The organism is Marinobacter zhejiangensis (assembly GCF_900114775.1).
Lineage (GTDB): Bacteria > Pseudomonadota > Gammaproteobacteria > Pseudomonadales > Oleiphilaceae > Marinobacter > Marinobacter zhejiangensis.
Map to the genome: position 1 here is coordinate 263,784 of NZ_FOUE01000002.1, position 20,079 is coordinate 283,862.

12 protein-coding genes are annotated in these 20,079 nt (G+C 57.5%); 7 read left to right on the forward strand and 5 right to left on the reverse strand.

Annotated elements, in window-relative coordinates; translation table 11 throughout:
• Positions 1-82: 82 nt before the first annotated feature.
• The 3 genes from mutS to BMZ67_RS06675 form a co-directional block, all read right to left on the reverse strand.
• Positions 83-2,710 carry a DNA mismatch repair protein MutS gene (gene mutS, locus BMZ67_RS06665; protein ID WP_092021176.1) on the reverse strand — a complete coding sequence of 876 codons (2,628 nt, stop codon included), beginning with the start codon at positions 2,708-2,710 and terminating at the stop codon, positions 83-85.
• Positions 2,711-2,879: 169 nt separating this feature from the next.
• Complete coding sequence (locus tag BMZ67_RS06670; protein ID WP_092021177.1) at positions 2,880-4,643, reverse strand: ABC transporter substrate-binding protein; 1,764 nt, start codon at positions 4,641-4,643, stop codon at positions 2,880-2,882.
• Complete coding sequence (locus BMZ67_RS06675) at positions 4,640-5,338, reverse strand: response regulator transcription factor (protein ID WP_175481857.1); 699 nt, start codon at positions 5,336-5,338, stop codon at positions 4,640-4,642. The genes BMZ67_RS06670 and BMZ67_RS06675 overlap by 4 nt, the downstream gene beginning before the upstream one ends.
• A gap of 281 nt (positions 5,339-5,619) precedes the next feature.
• On the opposite strand from BMZ67_RS06675, the gene BMZ67_RS18485 reads away from it, so the two are divergent.
• From BMZ67_RS18485 to BMZ67_RS06700, 6 genes are all read left to right on the forward strand, one after another.
• Complete coding sequence (locus tag BMZ67_RS18485; RefSeq protein WP_139214338.1) at positions 5,620-10,461, forward strand: Ig-like domain-containing protein; 4,842 nt, start codon at positions 5,620-5,622, stop codon at positions 10,459-10,461.
• Positions 10,461-11,555, forward strand: a complete 1,095-nt coding sequence (locus BMZ67_RS06680; protein WP_175481858.1) for an OmpA family protein — start codon at positions 10,461-10,463, stop codon at positions 11,553-11,555. Before BMZ67_RS18485 ends, BMZ67_RS06680 begins: the two co-directional genes overlap by 1 nt.
• A 120-nt stretch (positions 11,556-11,675) precedes the next feature.
• On the forward strand, positions 11,676-12,140 hold the full coding sequence (mrtJ, locus tag BMZ67_RS06685) for a JDVT-CTERM system glutamic-type intramembrane protease MrtJ (RefSeq protein WP_217642466.1): 465 nt from the start codon (positions 11,676-11,678) through the stop codon (positions 12,138-12,140).
• 133 nt (positions 12,141-12,273) lie between these two features.
• Positions 12,274-12,774 carry a nicotinamide-nucleotide amidase gene (gene pncC, locus BMZ67_RS06690; RefSeq protein ID WP_092021181.1) on the forward strand — a complete coding sequence of 167 codons (501 nt, stop codon included), beginning with the start codon at positions 12,274-12,276 and terminating at the stop codon, positions 12,772-12,774.
• 164 nt (positions 12,775-12,938) lie between these two features.
• Positions 12,939-13,985, forward strand: a complete 1,047-nt coding sequence (gene recA / locus BMZ67_RS06695) for a recombinase RecA (RefSeq protein WP_092021182.1) — start codon at positions 12,939-12,941, stop codon at positions 13,983-13,985.
• A 94-nt stretch (positions 13,986-14,079) separates the two neighbouring features.
• The gene (locus BMZ67_RS06700; RefSeq protein WP_092021183.1) at positions 14,080-14,550 is read left to right on the forward strand and encodes a flavodoxin family protein; all 471 of its coding nucleotides are present in this window, start codon (positions 14,080-14,082) and stop codon (positions 14,548-14,550) included.
• Positions 14,551-14,570: 20 nt separating this feature from the next.
• On the opposite strand, the gene ftsH is transcribed toward BMZ67_RS06700, so the two are convergent.
• Complete coding sequence (gene ftsH, locus BMZ67_RS06705) at positions 14,571-16,463, reverse strand: ATP-dependent zinc metalloprotease FtsH (RefSeq protein WP_092021184.1); 1,893 nt, start codon at positions 16,461-16,463, stop codon at positions 14,571-14,573.
• Between the two features lie 119 nt (positions 16,464-16,582).
• Positions 16,583-16,960: a PilZ domain-containing protein gene (locus BMZ67_RS06710; protein ID WP_092021185.1), complete on the reverse strand. Its 378-nt coding sequence runs from the start codon at positions 16,958-16,960 to the stop codon at positions 16,583-16,585.
• Positions 16,961-17,634: 674 nt separating this feature from the next.
• Between BMZ67_RS06710 and BMZ67_RS06720 the strand changes: the two genes are divergently transcribed.
• Positions 17,635-20,037: a Lon protease family protein gene (locus BMZ67_RS06720; protein ID WP_092021187.1), complete on the forward strand. Its 2,403-nt coding sequence runs from the start codon at positions 17,635-17,637 to the stop codon at positions 20,035-20,037.
• Positions 20,038-20,079 lie beyond the last annotated feature (42 nt).

Here is a 20,079-nt window from a genome sequence, read left to right on the forward strand (position 1 = left end):
TGCCAATTCGCAACTCCTGAATTTATAGCGCGATATTGTAGGGAGCGCCTCTCGCTGTCGCAAGCTTCAGGCTGCTATAAGGTTATGCCTTCAACTTTTTTTGCAGCTCGTACAGTTCGTTCAACGCCTGCCGGGGCGTTAGGTCATCCAGATCCAGGTTCGCCAGGGCCAGTTCGACCTGGCTGGGCTCCAGGGTGGCAAACATGTCACCCTGGAACGCGGGGGGCTCGGCAGGGTGGGCCGTAGCGACAGGGTTGCCGGGACTGGTTAACTGCGGCGCTGATGGCGCTGAGGAACCTTCCAGTTGGGCCAGCTGGGCCTTGGCATTGCTGATCACGCCCTGGGGCACGCCTGCCAGTTTAGCCACCTGCAGACCATAGCTCTGGCTGGCCGGACCTTCGTGGACGTTGTGCAGGAAGACAATGCTGTCGTCATGTTCCGTGGCCGTCAGGTGAACGTTCACCGCGTGTTCCAGTTCTTCCGCCAGTTGCGTCAGTTCGAAGTAATGGGTGGCGAACAGGGTGTAGCTGCGAATGTCGCGAGCCAGGTGCTCCGCCGTTGCCCAGGCCAGGGACAGACCATCAAAGGTACTGGTGCCCCGGCCCACTTCGTCCATCAGGACCAGGCTGTGTTCAGTGGCATTGTGAAGGATGTTGGCGGTTTCGGTCATTTCGACCATGAAGGTGGAGCGGCCACCGGCAATGTCGTCCGACGAACCCATGCGGGTGAAAATCCGGTCCACCGGACCGAGTACTGCCCGGTTGGCGGGAACAAAGCTGCCGGTATACGCCAGCAGGGCAATCAGCGCAGCCTGGCGCATGTAGGTGGACTTACCGCCCATGTTCGGGCCGGTGATCACCAGCATGCGGCGCTTTTTGTCCATCAACAGGTTGTTGGGTACGTAAGGTTCGCTCAGCAGCTGCTCAACCACTGGGTGGCGACCGTCTTCGACGTCGAAGCCCGGCTCCAGGCGAAATTCCGGTGCACAGAAACGCAGGCTGGTTGCGCGCTCAGCAAAGTTGGCCAGTACGTCCAGTTCCGCCAGGGCCTGGGCGGTATCCTGAAGTTGCGCAAGGGTGGCAGCCAGGGTTTCCAGGATCTCGTCATACAGCGATTTTTCCCGCGCCAGGGCACGGCTCTTGGCACTCAGGGCCTTGTCTTCGAAGACCTTCAGCTCAGGGGTAATGAAACGCTCGGCATTTTTCAGGGTCTGGCGACGGATGTAATCCACCGGAGCCTGCTCGGATTGGGCCCGGCTGATTTCGATGTAATAGCCGTGAACCCGGTTGTAGCCGACTTTGAGGGTGCTGATGCCGGTTCGCTCCCGTTCCCGGGTTTCCACATCCAGCAGGTACTGACCGGCGTTTTCGCTGATGTTGCGAAGCTCGTCCAGCTCGCTGTCGAAGCCATCGCGGATGACCCCGCCGTCGCGGATGACCACCGGCGGGTTATCGATAATGGCCCGCTCCAGCAGGTCGGCATGGTCGGGGTACTCGCCAATGGTTTCGGCCAGGCTCTTGATATGGCTGGCGCCAATGTGCGACAGGGTTTGCTGCAGGTCCGGTAAGGCCGCAAAAGCGTCCCGCAACCGGGCCAGGTCCCTTGGGCGGGCCGAACGCAGGGCCACGCGGGCGAGGATACGCTCCATGTCGCCGACGGCCTTGAGGGACTCATGCACCGGCTCGTAATGGAAACCATCAAGCAAGGCTGACACCGCCTGTTGTCGCTGCTCAACGGTGTGAACGTCCCGCAGTGGGCGGTTCAGCCAGCGCCGCAGTTGCCGCCCGCCCATCGCCGTGGCGGTCCGGTCCATTACCCAGGCCAGGGTGTGCTGGGTGCCTCCCATCAGGTTGGTGTCGATCTCCAGGTTACGGCGGCTGGTGGCATCCAGTATCACCGCCTCGTCCCGGCTTTCTCGGGTGAGCTTGCGGATATGGGGCAGGGCGGTGCGCTGGGTTTCGCGGGCGTACTGGAGCAGGCAGCCCGCTGCGCAGGTCGCCAGGCTAAGGTCTTCGCATCCGAAACCGGTCAGGTCACGTACTTGCAACTGTTGGGTGATCACCCGCATGGCGGTATCGAACTCGAACAGCCAGGGGCCCTGGCGACGGACGCCGGTGAAACCGTCCAGTACGTCGTCGTAGGGGAAGTCCTCACTGATCAGGATTTCGGCGGGGCGCAGACGCTGAAGCTCCCCCCGCAACTCGTCCAAACTATCCAGCTCAGAGATGGCAAAGCGGCCGCTGGATATGTCCAGGGAGGCAAAGCCGAAACGTTCCCGCAGGCAGTAGATGGCCGACAGCAGGTTGTCGCGGCGGTCCTCGAGAAACGCCTCGTCGGACAGGGTCCCGGGTGTCACGACCCGCACGACCTGGCGTTCAACCGGGCCTTTGCTGGTGGCGGGGTCGCCAATCTGTTCACAGATCGCAATGGACTGACCAGTACGGACCAGCCGGGCGATGTAGTTCTCGGCGGCGTGGTACGGAATCCCGGCCATGGGAATCGGTTGGCCTCCGGACTGACCCCGAGCCGTCAGGGTAATGTCGAGGATGTCAGCCGCTTTCTTGGCATCGTCATAGAACAGCTCATAGAAATCCCCCATTCGATAGAACACCAGCTCATTGGGGTGCTCCCCTTTGATTCTCAGGTACTGCTGCATCATTGGGGTATGGGCGGTTTTCTTGGCGTCTGATTTTGCTGATTCTTTCGACATTAAGGGCTGGTCAATCCGCTTGGTTGCATGGGGCGCGTGGACACCTCCGGGCTCTACCGGAGGAGAAGCGCACTTTGAATGGGGCATTATCCAGCCTGTCGCAGCTAATGCAAAATCTGAAATAGAGGTTGGTTGCAGTGGTTGCCTGGATGGAATGAAGGCGAGCCCGCTACGCTGGCAAGCGTATGATGAAAACAGCGCCGGGACCCTCATTGTAGACTTGAAGGGTTCCTTTGAAGTCATTGGTGACAATGTCCCTGGCAATGTATAGCCCGGTGCCCGCGTCGGGTTGTGTTTTTTCACTGAACCCTAATGAAAAAACGTCGTTCGGTCTGCTTGTCTTGATTCCGCCGGCGTTATCACTGATGACCAGCACATAGTCTCCCTCGTCGCAGAAATCCCGTATGGTGATTCGGGGGTGGGCAACGTCCCTCATTACAAGAACTTCCCGGGCATTACCTACGATGCTTAAGATGACTTGTGCCAGGCGACCACGCTTACCCTCAAGGTGCACGCTTTGAGCGTCGTTTTTGTAGTCAATGGCGATGTTCTGCAAGGCGAGGCTGTCTTTGGTCACCAGCAGAATATCCTTCACAACCTCCCGGGGCTGGAAGTCCTCAACGGTGTCGCGGTTGCTCATCAGGTGGCCAAAGGCCTCAACAGTGTCGGCCATAAACTCCAAGACTTGGTGTCCCCGTTCGCTGATGGTTTCGATCGCCCTGGCCTCGTTGTTGGCGCTTCCTTTCAGGGTGGCGGCGAGTTGCTCGATGCGCATCAGCTGGATCCCAAGCTCATTGAGAGGCTGCTTCCATTGGTGACTGACGTTTTTAAGTGATTCGCCGATGTTCGCGTACTGGTTTTTTATCACAATCAGACGCTTCAGCTGCTTGTTAAGCTTGTTGAACCGGTAAGCAATGCCGGATATCAGCAGCACCACTAATAACGCGATCAGGATAACTCTGATCAGCAGGGTGTAATCGGCGCTCTCTGGTTCTTCGTACAGGAAACCGTCGAGCGAGAAATCCTGCCTCAACATGCCGGATTCGATGTAGGTGTCTGCGATATGGCGCCAACGGGAGTCCAGCATGTAGCCGATGTGGATGAGCTCTGGAAGCATGAGCTGGCGGATCTGTTTCGCTTCGTAGATAAGCACGTCCCGGCTCTTGGTGGTGGGGTACTCCGCCAAGATCAGGTCTACGATTTCCTCGGGATGCGCCATGGCGTATGTCCAGCCTTGCAAGCTGGCTTGCCGGAACCGTCGTACCCGTTCTGGGTGGTGATGAATTTCGTGTTCCGTGGTAAAGAGGTTGTCGCCGTAAAAATCGATGTTGGCTGAGGTCGGGTGGAAGACGTTGTAGGGCACTCCCTGCTGCAGCAGTTCGTAGGGCTGAGTGGTTAGGTAAGCGTCGATGGCATCAACCCGTCCCTCGATGAACGCCTCAAGGTTCTGGGAGTTATCCTGGATGTCTGCAAAGCCTTCCAGTGGAAGGTCGACATTGTGGAGGAACGCCTGGATTTCATCGGCCTGCGGCTCCAGCATCAGGCGTCCGCCTCTCAGCCCCTGAATTCCATCAAATGTCACTCTTTTGTTGGTAATAAGCACAAACGGGGAGTGCTGCATGATTACAGCGAGAACAACTAAGGGGTGGCCCTGTGCTCTGGAAAGCAATAGACCGCTGTTGCCGGTACCGAATTCCGCGTTGCCATCCAGAACCGCCTGCACCGGGTCGGTTCCGGGCCCTGCTGGGATGATGGTTACATCCAGTCCTGCCTCTTGATAGTACCCCTGAGCTTTGGCGGCGTAGTAGCCCGCAAACTGGAACTGGTGGCCCCATTTCAGCTGTAGTCTCACACTGTCGGTGGCCTGAACCTGGCCGCCCGACAGAATGAACAACGGAAGCAGGGGAGCCCATAAGCGGTACAGCCAGGTCACGTCTGCCGGCTCTCGAGGACCCAGCCGGCGCCGTGGCGATTTCTGATGATGTTGTAGCTGAGTTTCTTCCTGAGTTCTGCCAGTAGATTCTTCAGGGCCGATTCACTGATGTCTTCATTGGGCCAGACCGAGTCATAAATTTCCTGTTTGGTGACCAGTTGGTGGCGGTTTCGAACCAACAGGTCCAAGAGGCGGCATTCTTTGCTGCCAAGACTGATTTCCCGATCATCCACCCGCAGTGTTTTATGCAGGGGGTGATAGCCGACCGCTGCGTGCAGCTGCACTGGCGTAATGGTGTGTTTCAGACGCTTGACGGCATTGGCCATCGCGGAGTTGAGCTTCCGGGGGTTCAGTGGCTTGATTACCAATCCATCCACCTGGAGATTGGCTGCACGCATCAGGTGGTCGTGGTCACCGTGGGCCGTCACGACAATGACCGGCACGATGCTGTCGTGCGTCTGGCGGATGTGCTCAACGAGTTTCAGTCCGTCCATGCCTGGAAGGCAGATGTCCGTAATGATCATGTCCACCGATTCTTCGGCCAGCATGTCCAGGGCGCGCTCTGCTGTGTGAGCCAGGAGTACTTCTGAAAAACGGTTGGAAAGCAGCGAATACAGCGCAGCACTGCTGTCGTAATTGTCGTCAACCAGCAACACTGTCAGGTGCTTGAGTATTAGGTCCGTATCCAAATCCATGAGGTCCATTTCTAAGGTGTAAACAGGGTAATGCAAGCGTTATGAAATACCCACTTAAAGCATGCCTAGAAGAGGGGGTTTAGTCGAAAATCTGACTCTTTTCAGACTGTTCAGCCATTACTCTCGTACCCGCCACAAGTATGTCCGGGTAATACGCATATCGGTTTTGATGCTAGTCAAAGAACCGGTGAGTGACGGCGCTTGTTGTGCGACCAGGCTGCCGTTGGTGTACGTGTGTTTTCAGAAATACAGCGGCAGGAGCTTCGTTACAGGGGACGTTCATGAGAGTAATGCGGAACACAGCGCTGTGCGGTTTGCTCGCCAGTGTGATACCGGTTGGGGGAGTTCAGGCGGCGACTACGGATCTTGTGGGGGGCAGCGCATGGACTGCCCTGCTGAAGGGCGAGCGCTTTGACTATCCGGAGGATACCCAGGCACAGGCTGCTGGCACTGAGGTGGTGGGTGGCGCAAACCACGCTTCGTTTTACTACAACTACGATGACCTGGGGACGCCTGCTGACATCAGTGATGATATTCTCTCGCTGCGTCTGCGGGTAGGTGATGAGACCAAGACCTCCTATTCCGCCTATGCGTTCGTGGGAATCGATGCCAATGAAGATGGTGTTTTGGACGCCTTCATCAGCAGTGGTAGTGGCAAAACATCGATCTGGGATCCGGGCACCGACAGCAATATCTCTCCAAGTACGACTAGCATCGCCAATAAGCCTTTTGTCACCGTTCCCCAAGACACCACCAACTACAATTTCGCCGTAGTTTCGGCAACGAACGATCCCGACTGGGATGGCAACACTGACCTGGACCTGGATTCGAACCCGGATGTCTTTGTCAGTTTTTCAGTGAACATCAGCGATCTTGATGCGTTGCTGACCAACGCTGGCATCCCAATGACGGTCGAGACCGGTCTTCGTTTCATTTCGCTGACGGCGACCCAGACCAACTCGCTCAACTCGGACTTTAACGGTATTGATGATGGTACCAATGATGACTGGGGCAAGCCTTACGAGGAACTGGGGCTTTTCACTCCAACGGTCAACCCCGGTGGCGTCGTCGACACGGTAGCGCCCATTACGCCAACGGTTGTCAGTCAGGTGACCAGTGATACCACACCGACCATTACCGGTACCTTTGACAGCACGGACTTTGACACCTTTACCGTTGAAGTTAACGGGACTACCTACTCTCTGAATGACGGCAATCTGACCAATATCGGTAATGACTGGAGCCTGACGATACCGAATGCGTTGCCGGAAGCGACCTACGCGGTAACAGCAACAGCGACGGATGGCGCGGGCAACAGTTCGGTCGATACGACCACCGGCGAACTGGTGATCGACCTGAGCGGCCCCGCAGCCCCGACAGTGGTCAGTCAGACCACCTCAGATACCACGCCAACCATCAGCGGGTCATTTGACAGTGCGGATACCGATGTACTAACCGTCTTTGTCGATGGTGTTACCTACACATTGGGCGATGGGAATCTGACAGCCTCCGGGGATACTTGGAACCTCACCATTCCCGCCGGGAATGAAGTTCTTGAGGGGACCTACCCGGTGACGGCAACGGCCACCGATGCCCAAGGCAATCCCACCACTGATGGCACGACGGATGAGCTGATTGTTGATCTGACCGCTCCTGCAGCCCCGACGGTCAACAGCCAGGTCACCAGCGACACCACCCCGACCATCACCGGTACCTATCCTAGCGCCGACGCCACCGCCCTAACGGTCGAGGTGAACGGTGTGACCTATACGCTCAACGGTAGTACCGGCCCCCTGACAGCCGTTGGCGATAACTGGAGTCTCACGATACCAACGGCAATGGTTGAGGGAACCTACCCGGTCACCGCTAAGGCTTCCAACGCACTGGGCAACTCTTCAACGGATACCACAACCAACGAGTTGATCATTGACCTGACCGGCCCGGTGGCCCCGACGGTGGTCAGTCAGACTACATCGGACACCACGCCGACCATCACCGGTACCTATAGCAGCGCGGATTCTGTGGCGTTAACCGTTAACGTGAATGGTGTGGACTATACGCTCAACGATGGAAGCCTGAGTGCTACTGGTGATGCCTGGACGCTGGTTATTCCTGCTGTGAATGAACTTGCGGAAGCCACCTATGACGTTACGGCAACCGCCGAAGACAGTGTGGGTAACGCCACCAGCGATGCGACCAACGGCGAGCTAGTGATCGACCTGACCGGCCCGACAGCCCCGACGGTTGATAATCTCATCACGGCAGACACCACACCGGAACTCACCGGTACCTACAACAGCAGTGACTCAGCGTCCCTGTTCGTCACCGTTAATGGAGTTACCTATACCCTTGGCGATGGCGACCTGACGGCACTGGGTGATGACTGGACCGTCGTCATCCCGGATCCAAACGCGGTGGTACCTGGTGTGTATGACGTTACCGCCATTGCTAAAGATGCCTACAACAATGAGACACAGGACAGCTCAACGAATGAGCTGACGGTTGAAGCTGACCACGATGGCGATGGCATTCCCAACAGCGTTGATCTCGATGACGACAACGACGGTATCCCGGACAGCGTTGAAGGGAATGGCGCGGTCGATACCGATGGGGATGGCATTCCCGACAGCCTGGATCTCGACTCCGACAACGACGGCCTTCTCGACCTCGTGGAGTCTGGTCTTGGTGCAGCACTGATTGCGACGCTGGACGCTGACTCCGACGGCGTGATCGATGCGGGCAATCCGTTCGGCACCAACGGTCTGTCTGATGACGTGGAAACCGCCACTGACAGCGCTACGCTGAACTACACCGTGGTGGATACCGACGGTGACACGGTGTACGACTTCCGTGACCTGGACTCCGACAATGACGGCATTACCGATGTGGTTGAGTCCGGTGGCAGTGATCCGGACAACGATGGCCAGCTCGGCGGCGGGGATGAGGGTGGAAGCGTTGACGAAAACGGCATCCCCTCCGGTGGCCCTGTGTCGCCCAAGAATGACGACGGTGATGGTGAGCCCAATTACCGTGACCCCGACAGCGATAACGACGGCATCCCCGATGTAACCGAAGCGGGTGGTGAAGACCAGGGCGATGGCACGGCGGGTCCGGGCGATCCGGGCAACGGAGGTTTGCCGGGTGGTACGCCTCTGATCCCGAAAGACAGCGATGGTGACGGGATACCGGACTATCAGGACAACACCGACAGTGATGGCGACGGAACCCCAGATACCGCCGACCTGGATGACGACAATGATGGCATCCCGGACAGCGTTGAAGGCAATGGTGCAGTCGATACCGATGGGGATGGTATCCCCGACAGTCTGGATCTGGATTCCGACAACGATGGTCTACTGGACCTCGTAGAGTCGGGGCTCGATGCCATATTGATTGGTTTGCTGGACAGCAATTCAGATGGCGTAATCGATGTGGGCAACCCGTTTGGCGCCAACGGTCTGTCTGACGACGTGGAAACCTCTGCTGATAGCAACGTGCTGTTCTACACGGTCGCGGATACTGATGGTGACGCGGTTTATGATTTCCGTGATCTGGATTCCGACAACGATGGTATTACCGATGTCGTCGAGTCTGGCGGCAGTGACCCCGATGCTGATGGCCGGCTTGGGGACGGCGACGAAGCCTCGAATACTTACGCCAACGGTGTGCCTCTAAATGGCCCGCTGACACCTCAGGATAAGGACGGGGATACCATCGCCAACTTCCGTGATCTTGACAGTGACGACGACGGCCTCCACGACGTGGTCGAGGCTGGCGGCGACGATGGTGATCAGGATGGACGTCTGGGAGATGGGGATGAAACGGCTAATGTGGATGCCAACGGCATGCCGGCCGGCGGACCGCTGACGCCACCTGACACCGATGGCGACACGGTTAAAGACTATCTGGACCTGGATGCCGACAACGATGGTATCCCGGATGTCACCGAGTCCGGTGGAAACGATAGTGGTAACGGTACCCTTGGCGCTGGTGATCCTGGCAACAACGGCGTCCCGTCCAGTGGCCCGCTGTCTCCAGTCGATACCGATGGCGACGGTGATGATGACTATCGGGACCTCGACTCGGATAACGATGGCGTCAAGGACATTGTCGAAGCTGGCGGATCAGACTCCGATAATGACGGCAAGGTGGATGGATTCAGCGATCCGAACGGCGATGGCTACGATGATGGCAATGCGTCAAACCCTCTGCCGGTACCGGATACTGATAACGATGGCCGTCCTGACTTCCAGGACAATGACGACGCCGACAACGATGGTATTCCAGACACCGTCGATGTTGATGACGACAACGATGGCATCCCAGACCTCCTCGAAGGGGATGGCGCTGTAGACACCGATGGCGATGGTATTGCTGACAGCCTGGATCTGGATTCCGACAACGACGGTATCTTCGACCTGGCCGAATCAGGAGCCGCTTCGCCGCTGGCCCTGGACGCCGATAACGACGGTCGCATCAATGGCCCGGTTGGCAGCAATGGTCTGGCTGACGCTGTTGAAACCTCTGCGGATAGCGGCAGTGTCAATTACAACGGTGGTTTGCCCGTTGATACCGACGGTGACGGTGTGGCCGATTTCCGGGATATCGACTCGGACAACGATGGCATTGCAGATGTCACGGAGAACGGCGGCACTGATAACGGAAATGGCCGCCTTACCGGCACCCCTAACGTCAACGGTGTGATTTCCGGAACGACGGGAAAAACCGTAGATACGGACAAGGACGGCCAGCCCAACTTCCGGGATCTGGACTCCGATAACGATGGCGAAAAAGACATCGAAGAGGTGGGTGGAACTGACAAGGATGGTGACGGCAAGATTGATGACTTCGACGATCGGGATGGCGACGGCTATGACGATTCGACCCGACTGACCGCTGGCGATCTCGACAATGACGGCGTGCTTGACTACGTGCAGGCGAAGCCTCATGCCAGTGAACCGGCTGGTGTCGTTGAAACCGGGGTCAAGGGCGTAGGCGGATGTACCGTTGGATCCGGGGCGCCATTCGATCCGACCTTGCCGGCCTTGTTGGTCGTCTCACTCATGGTCGCTGGACGCTCCCGCGTCCAGAGGCTTGTTGCCGTACTGAAGGAGAAGTACTAATGACTCGCCTCAAGCGCTTTGATGTTGCCGTATTGGCTATTGCTGTGGGTTGTGGTGCCTCCTGGGCTGTCGCTGATGACTTCGATGGCCCCTATGCCGGAATTGGCATCAGCCCCGGCATGACCCACATGGAGCCTGATAGCAACGGCACCATTTACAGTACCGACGACGAGTACGACTCCGGCGGGAAAATCTACCTGGGCTACGATATAACCCGCCGATTCAGTGCTGAGATCTATTACTCGGATCTGGGTGAAGTCACCATGAACCCCTCCGGCAGCATTGACTACCGCGATGTGGGGGCCTACGGGCTTTACTACTTGTATCGCCCCGAAGAGTCGCGGGAAGGACTGTCCCTTTACGCGGCTCTGGGGGGTGGAAAAATGCTCAACAAATCGTCGGGCGTGCCCATGCGCACGGATCATGACTTCCATTTGATGGCGGGCGTGGGCGCTGAGTACGGCCTGTTTGATGGCTGGGCTTTGCGGGCCAACCTGGATCTCTATGACCATGATGCTCAGATGATCAGCTTTGGTGTGATGAAGCGCTTTGGTGGGAAGCCGGCACCGGTTGTTCTCAGTGAGCCGGAACCCGAGGTGGTCTTTGTGCCGGAACCGGAGCCAGCCCCCGAGCCTGTACCCGTCCCGGTTGTTGAAAACCCGGATCTGGATGGCGATGGCATTCTCAACGCCAATGACCGTTGTCCGGATACCGAGCCGGGCGTAAAAGTGGACGAGCAAGGGTGTGACCTTCAGGAAACGATCGTGCTTGAAGGGGTTACCTTTGCCACCAACTCAGCAACGCTGGTGGGCGAGTCTACGGTGATTCTCGACGAGGTTGTCGCCACACTGAAGCGGTACCCGGAGCAACCGGTTGCGATTGCTGGCTACACCGATGACCGGGGCGCTGCCAGCTATAACCAGCAGCTTTCTGAGCGGAGGGCGACGGCTGTCATGAACTACCTTGTTGAGAAAGGCGTTCAGGCCGACCGTATTCGCGCCCAGGGCTACGGAGAAAGCGACCCGATTGCGGACAATGCCACGGCCGAAGGCCGGGCGATGAACCGCCGGGTAGAGCTGCAGCTGGACGACTGATGGACGTTCAGTTCCGTTGATGGTGGAGCTGTGCCAACCGTTATGGATGGCACAGCTCTTTTTTGTCGGTGAGCCCTTCACCCTGCACAGGCGCAGACCGTTCTGATTGTCGCGACAACCTTGCTAACCGCCGGATCACGGCCATTCAGCCGTTCGCCCATTTTCTGGCTGGCCATGCTGGCCGGGCCGGGTGTGTGTGCCCTGTTGTTTACCTTGCTAATGGCGGCCCCCGTTAGGTTTGAAGTTGACGTCGCGCAGTGGCGGCTGTGGTTGTGGCTGGTTGTTATCTATCCGGTGGTCGAGGAATACCTGTTCCGGGGTCGGTTGCAAACGTGGTTGATGGATACTGCCTGGGGCCAGAAAGCGGTGGCTGGACTGAGTCTTGCCAACGTGGTGACCAGCCTGCTGTTCAGTGGGCTGCATTTCTTCAGCCATCCGCCGTTGTGGGCGCTGATGGTTCTATTCCCTTCGCTGCTGTTCGGCTGGTTTCGTGATCGCCACCAGAGCGTTCGTCCGGCGTTCGTTCTTCACGCCTGGTACAACTTTGTGTACTTCAGTATCTTCGGGCTGCCAGTTAGCCAGTAAGCCGTTATCCAGTATGCCGCTGCCCAGAGAGCGGTTATGCGGTTGGCTCTGATATCCCCGCGCGGCTGTGGAGCTTCCGGTGTTAAGAAACTACCATGGAGCTTGGGAGCATCCGAACCGGATAGGGGACACGATGACAGCGGGTGATCAGGAATTGGAGCAGGCCGGGTTGCGCCTCGGTGAACTGCTGGAGAAGAAACAGCTCACCATAGCGACCGCCGAAAGCTGCACGGGTGGCTGGGTGGCCAAGGTGCTGACGGATCGTGCGGGATCCTCCGCCTACCTGATGGCGGGCCTGGTGACCTACAGCAATGCGGCAAAACAACATCTCCTTGGCGTTGAAAGAGACGCTCTTGATCAGCATGGAGCCGTGAGTGAACCGGTCGTGAGGCAGATGGTGGCCGGGGCTATCAAAGCCGCTGGGGTAGACCTTGCGGTTGCGATCAGCGGGGTTGCCGGGCCCGGAGGCGGTAGTGCGGAGAAGCCGGTTGGCACGGTCTGGTTTGCCTGGGGTAGTGGACCGGATCACACCGAAACCGCTGTGAAATATTTTGACGGCGATCGTGATGACATTCGCAGGCAGTCAGTTTTGTTTGTATTGCAGGCAGTTACCGATTTCGTCAAAACGATGTGACATTTTTCTTGGCCGGGTTCGCAGTTAGGGGGTTGGTCTCCCCATCGGCTTATGCTTTAATACTGTTCAAATATACAGTTTGATACTGGATGGCGTTGAGAAGGTTCGCCTCAACCGGCCGGTCCATGTTTCAGGTTTGAAGACCTAAAGAGGGCATCGCAGCAATGGAAGACAACCGTAAGAAAGCACTCAGCGCAGCACTGGGCCAGATTGAACGTCAGTTCGGCAAGGGCGCCGTCATGAAAATGGGCGATCAGCCCCGGGAAGCTATTCCTGCGGTCTCCACCGGTTCTCTGGGACTGGACGTTGCGCTGGGTATTGGTGGTCTGCCATACGGCCGTATCGTTGAAATCTACGGTCCGGAAAGCTCCGGTAAAACCACGCTCACCCTGCAGGTGATTGCTGAAGCCCAGAAGCAGGGCAAGACCTGTGCTTTCGTTGACGCGGAGCACGCGCTGGATCCGATCTATGCCGAGAAGCTGGGCGTCAATGTGGACGAGCTGCTGGTGTCCCAGCCGGACACCGGTGAGCAGGCTCTGGAAATTGCCGACATGCTGGTGCGCTCCAACGCGGTTGACGTCATCATTGTTGACTCGGTGGCGGCACTGACGCCGAAGGCGGAGATCGAGGGTGAGATGGGTGACTCCCACGTCGGCCTCCAGGCTCGTCTGATGTCCCAGGCCCTGCGTAAGCTGACCGGTAGCGTCAAGCAGGCCAACTGCCTGATGGTCTTCATCAACCAGATCCGTATGAAAATCGGCGTTATGTTCGGTTCACCCGAAACCACCACCGGTGGTAACGCCCTTAAATTCTATGCCTCTGTGCGCCTGGACATTCGCCGCATCGGCTCCGTTAAGGATGGCGACGAAGTTGTGGGTAACGAAACCCGGGTCAAGGTCGTCAAGAACAAGGTATCCCCGCCATTCCGTCAGGCCGAGTTCCAGATCATGTACGGCAAGGGCATTTACCACATGGCCGAAGTGCTGGACATGGGCGTGAAGGAAGGCTTTGTGGACAAGTCCGGTGCCTGGTATGCCTACAACGGCGACAAGATCGGCCAGGGCAAGGCCAACGCCTGCAAGTTCCTGGAAGAAAACCTGGACATGGCCAACGAGATCGAAGCCAAGGTTCGCGACAAGCTGATGCCCAAGCCGGAAAGCAAGAAAGAGGCGGAAGCCGCACAGCCCAGCGAAACCGGTGAACTGATCTAAACCTGCCTTGCCCGCCGCTGACTTGTGCTCCTGTACAGGTCAGCGGCAGTCTCGACCAAAGACACTAAACCGTCCTTTGCCAGGGGAGAGTGAGATGTCCGAAAAACGGCAGCTACTCATTGTCGCCCACGCACCCTCGCCGAACACACTGGCCTTACGCAACGCTGTTGTGGAGGGCGCCCGCCACCCGGATATTGAATCGATTACCGTGAAGGTGCTGGCTCCTTTGGATGCCGGGCCGGACGATGTACTTGCCTGTGATGCCATTATCCTCGGGACCACGGAGAACCTGGGATACATGAGTGGCGCCCTGAAGGATTTCTTCGATCGTTGCTACTATCCTTGCCTGGAGCAGACTCAGGCACTTCCGTTTGCCTTTTATATCCGTGCCGGTCATGACGGAACCGGGACCCGGCGTGCCATTGAATCGATCACCACCGGGTTACGTTGGCGGCTGGTACAGCCTCCGCTCCTGTGTCGGGGGGATTTTCAGCAGGACTTTATTGTCCAGTGTGAAGAGCTTGGTTTGGCCGTCGCCGCAGCTTTGGAGGCGGGCATCATCTAAAGGGGGCAATAACTGCCTCTTTAATCCACCGGGTGGCTGCTACCAGAAATTGTCGTAAACGAGCGAGGAACTGAGGAGCCCAGACACTCCTCTATGGCTTGCTGGTGCAGTGTTTCCTCTTGCTCAAGGCGGGTGATCAGCGTTTCAATGTTTGGCTTGTGGGCTTCAATAAGGTCCATGGCTGTATTCTGGGCCGATAACAGAAGCTGTTGTACCGCATCGTCAACCACTTTGGCTGCGTGTTCACTGTAATGGCGCGGTTGGGCGATTTCTCTCCCCAGGAACGGGTGGCCCTCGCTGGCGCGGAGGTCGACCGGACCAACCTCATCGGACATTCCCCAACGGCTGACCATGGACCGGGCAAGCTGGGTGGCCTGATGGATGTCATCGTCGGCCCCGGAGCTGACGGTACCCAGTAGCAGCTTTTCTGCGGCACGGCCTCCAAGCATCACGGCAAGGCGGTCCTTGAGGTAATCCTCAGAATAGGTGTGCCGCTCTTCGACCGGGAGCTGATGGGTGCCCCCTAATGCTTGTCCTCTGGGAACGATGGACACCTTGTACAGCGGGTCGGCGTTGGGCAGGAAATGCGCCACCAGGGTATGGCCGGATTCATGCACCGCTAAACGATGTTTCTCTTCGGCGGATATGACCAGACTTCGAGCTGTCCCCAGGATGATCTTGTCGCGGGCCTCATCAAAGTTTGCCATGGTGACCGCGGTGGACTGGGTCCGGGCGCCAGCCATGGCGGCTTCGTTGACCAGGTTCTTGAGGTCGGCACCGGAGAAACCTGGGGTGCCGGCTGCAATCTTGCTGAGGTCTACGGTTGGATCCAGGGGGACATGACGGGTGTGAACGGTAAGAATTGCTACCCGGCCCTTCAGGTCAGGCAGGTCCAGAGTCACATGACGGTCAAAGCGACCGGGCCGGAGCAGGGCGGGGTCAAGTACGTCAGGACGATTGGTTGCCGCCAGGACGATCACCGCCTCATGGCCTGCAAAGCCATCCATTTCAGCCAAAATCTGGTTGAGGGTCTGCTCCCGCTCATCATGGCCTCCGCCGAGCCCGGTGCCGCGGGTGCGACCAATGCTGTCGAGTTCGTCAATGAAAATGATGCTGGGGGTATTCTTCCTGGCTGTTTCAAACAGCTGCCGCACCCGTGAAGCTCCAACACCGACGAACACCTCAATAAACTCGGACGCCGATATGGGGTAGAACCGTACGCCGGCCTCTCCGGCCAGAGCCTTGGCCATCAGGGTTTTTCCTGTGCCGGGTGGGCCCATGAGTAGGATGCCGTGGGGAACCTCGGCACCTAGACTGCGGAACTGTTCGGGGTTTCGGAGAAACTCGATAAGCTCCTGGACTTCTTGTTTGGCGTTGTCTTGCCCCGCGACGTCTTCAAAGGTGGTGTCGGGAATGTCCCCTTTGATCTGGGCCTCAAGCTGGCGGGAAAAATCCAACGGGCTGCCTTTGCCGCTGAGCTGTCCCATGGTTCGTCGCGACAGCCAGAAAAAGTAGAGCAGTAAAAGGACCCAGGGCAGTATCGAAAGTATCGCTCTCAGGGTCGAATTCTCGTCGTCATCACGGACAACGAGTACAACCCCCCGAGCTTCGAGTTGATCAAGAAGGCGGTCATCACCGGTTGCAGGTACTCGGGTCTGAAACTCGCTAAAGGCTTTGTCGTCCCGCTCCAGGTATTGGGGTTCACGGAACTCACCCAGAATACGGTTGCCCTGCATCTCGACGCGGGTAATGGCATTGTCGGCAAGGTGAGACTTGAAACTGCTGTACGGAAGGTCTGCAACCGTGTTTTTTTTCGGCGAATTAAACAGGTAGATGGCCACCAGCAGCAGTGCCAACATCATCCACAACTGGGACCAGTTGAATAGGGGCGATTGCGGCTGTTCGTTGGCCATGATGTCCTCCCGATCACCGGATACCTACATTCTTGGTTATCCGGGCCCGCTAGGCAATGATACAGCTCAACTAACGGGCTGGGCGGTCCCTGTTCTGAAGGCCGGGGCAGGGTTGTTGGTCAGCTGGCGTACCGGTTGTAGATTGCTTCAATGCGCGAAAGGGCGTTGTCGACGGCACGGGAGTAGCTACGTTGACACAGAAAGTTGGTGAACTGAACGCCGACCCGGAAGCCTGACTGGTAGGGGTAACAGTCAACAACCATGGCGCGAACGTTGGTCTCGGAAATGTACTTGCCGTGGAAATCAAGGAGCAGTCGCGAGCCCGGCTCCACCGGCCTTGGCGACAGAATACCCATACCGTAACGGTTCATGTCGAGACAACAGACCGTGGTTGGCTTTTTTTCCCGCCCGAAGAAACCCCTTTCCCTGAGGCTGACCTTTAGGCATTGCGCGGCATAGCGTTCCTTGATTCGGCGATCTGCGGAATCGGGCATCATAGGTGCGTATCCATACAAAGTCTTATGATTATTGTGTTCCCGACAGGCGCAGTGGTCGGGAGTGGAAGTTTAGTTCTGAGGTCGTGGGCTTAAAAATGACCAAGCGCCATTATGTGACGAACCTCTCAAAACAAGAGTGAAGAAGGTCTCTGGTTTGTCGGATCAGGCCTTAGCATCCAACAGACGCCCTCGACGGTCTTCCAAAGGGGCTGACTCGGCCGTTTTGGGGTCGAGCAGGAGAGGTCGACGGCGTGTTTTCCGCTTGCGGCGGTCGGGGCCATCGAAGGGTTCCTGGCTACGGCGTCTATCTGGTTGACGGCGACGGTCTGTGGCCGTCTGATTGGGGGCTGCTTTGGCCTCTTCAGCGGGTGGCGGACGATGGTTGCCCTCGCTTTTCGGCCGATCGAGGGTTGATACCGGTTGATAGGTATTGCGATAGATGTCCAAGTAAGTCACTCCTTCCAGCAGCGGCGCTTCTGTGCCGGGCTGCCAGCGACTGCCAGTTCAGGGTTACGATTGATCATTATATCGGCAATCTGCGGTGAAACTTGAGGCAGAGCGAGACAGCAGCCATGGCAGATTCTACAATGAGCATCAGGTAGTGTGATAAACCCTTGATTGTTGCGCTACTCTTGGTCCATTAACCCATAATCGTCGCGGTACAGGAATTTAACTTGAAGGCATTGCCCTTACAACGGCTCTACAAAGCCTGCGTCCTCAAAGATTTTCCATTCAAAACCACCCGTCAGCTTGAGCCGTTGGCAGAAATTGTCGGCCAGAACCGCGCCCAGGAGGCGGTACGGTTTGCGCTGGCGATGCCGCATGGTGGCTACAACGTCTACGCGGTTGGTCGCAACGGGTTGGGCAAGCGTACGATGATGCTGCGCTTTCTTGAGCATCATGTGGATACCCGTCAGCAGGCGCACGACTGGTGCTATGTCGCCAATTTCGAAGAGCCCCGGGTCCCGAAAGTATTGATGTTGCCGGCTGGGCGGGGCAACCAGCTCCGGCAGGATATGGACAAGCTGATGACGCGCCTGATGAAGATGGTGCCTCAGACCTTCGACAGCGACAATTTTCTGGAACGTGCCTCTCAGTTAAAAGAGGACTTCGCCGAGCGCCAGGACAAAGAGCTGGCCAAAGTGACGGATCAGGCTCGCCGCAAGAAGATCAACCTGACGGTGACGACCCCTGGCGGCTACCGCCTGGTCGCGATGAATGGGGAAGAGCCGCACACCGCCGAATCGTTTGATGCGCTCCCCGAGGGAACCCGCAACCGGTTCGAGCAAGACATCGATAAGCTTGAGAAGAAGCTGCGTCAGGCGGTCCGGAAAGTTGCAGACTGGGAGCAGGAGTATGCTGAGCAGCAGCATGCCCTCAACCAGGAAACCCTCGAAAGCATTTCCGGCCATCAGATTGATGAGCTGATTGCCCGGTATCGCGAATTTGACGATGTGGTGAGTTATTTGGAGTCGGTGCGCCTGGACCTGGCTGACAATCTCGATATTTTCCTTGAAGAAAATGACGAGCAGGCGGCGATTGCCTATGCCTCACTCGACAAAAAACTGCCCCGACGCTACCAGGTGAATGTCCTGGTTCATCAGAAGAATGACGAAATGCCGGTGGTGGTCGAAGACAATCCAACCTACCACAACCTGTTCGGATACGTTGAGAACGTGACCTTCAAGGGGTCGGTGTTCACCGACTTTTCGCTTGTGCGCCCAGGCAGCCTGCACCGAGCCAATGGCGGGTATCTGTTGATGGATGCCATCAAGGTACTTGAACAGCCGTTTGTGTGGGATGGGCTGAAGCGGGCATTGCGTTCGAAGGCCATGCAGATCAATTCGCTGGAACGGGAGATGACACTGTCGGGGACGATATCCCTGGAGCCGGAACCGATCCCGCTGGACGTCAAGATCGTATTGTTCGGCGACCGCGAAACCTGGATGCTGTTGCAGGAGTACGACCCCGAATTTTCCGAACTGTTCCGGGTGACCGCGGATTTCGAAAATGAAATGGATCGAACCCCCGACAGTCAGCTGCTGTACGCAAAGTTCATTGCCAGCCTGGTGATGGAGAAGAAACTGCTGCATTGTGACCGCCGTGCCGTAGCGCGGGTTATCGAACAGAGTGCCCGTATGGCGGAGCACCAGGACCGGCTTTCACTACATGCTGCCCACATCGCTAACCTGTTGCGGGAATCCGATTTCTGGGCGCGCCAGGACGATGCCCAGCTTATCTCGGCAGAGCATGTGGAGAAGGCGTTAAGCAGTGCTCAGTACCGCTCAAGCCGCATTCGGGATCAGTTGTACGATTCCATCCGTGACGGAACCACACTCATTTCCACATCCGGCAAAACGGTCGGGCAAGTCAACGCACTATCCGTCATGTCCACCGGCGGGTTTGAGTTTGGCCTGGCCAACCGGGTGACTGCCACCACCTACTATGGCGGTGGCGATATCATCGATATCGAGCGGGACGTCAAACTTGGGGGCAACATCCACTCTAAAGGGGTGATGATTCTCAGCGCCTGGCTGGCCTCCCGTTTTGCGGTGACCGACCCCATGCACTTGTCGGCCAGCATCACCTTTGAGCAGAACTACGGTGAGGTCGACGGTGATAGTGCGTCGCTGGCAGAGCTGTGCGCACTGTTGTCGTCGCTGTCGGGTGTGCCGATCCGTCAGGATCTGGCGCTGACGGGGTCGGTCAACCAGTTTGGCGAGGTTCAGCCTATTGGTGGTGCCAACGAAAAAGTCGAAGGCTTTTTCAGGACCTGCCAGTTTACCGAGATCACCGGTTCCCAGGGGGTGCTTGTGCCCTCAACCAACGTGCAGAACCTGATGTTGGATGCGGAAGTATTACAGGCGGTGCGGGACCGCCGGTTCGCCGTATACTCGGTGTCAACCGTGGAAGAAGCCGTTGCCTTGTTGATGGGGCGCCCGGCGGGTGTGCCTGACAAGAAAGGCTGTTACCCGAAAGGCACGATTTATGGCTTGATTCAACAGCGGCTGGAGGCAATGCGGGAACATGAGCGGCAGGAGCACGCTGCTGCGACGGCAACAACAGACAATAAATAGCATGAGTAACCTTGGGCCGACGTTCATGGTGGTCTGGCAAAT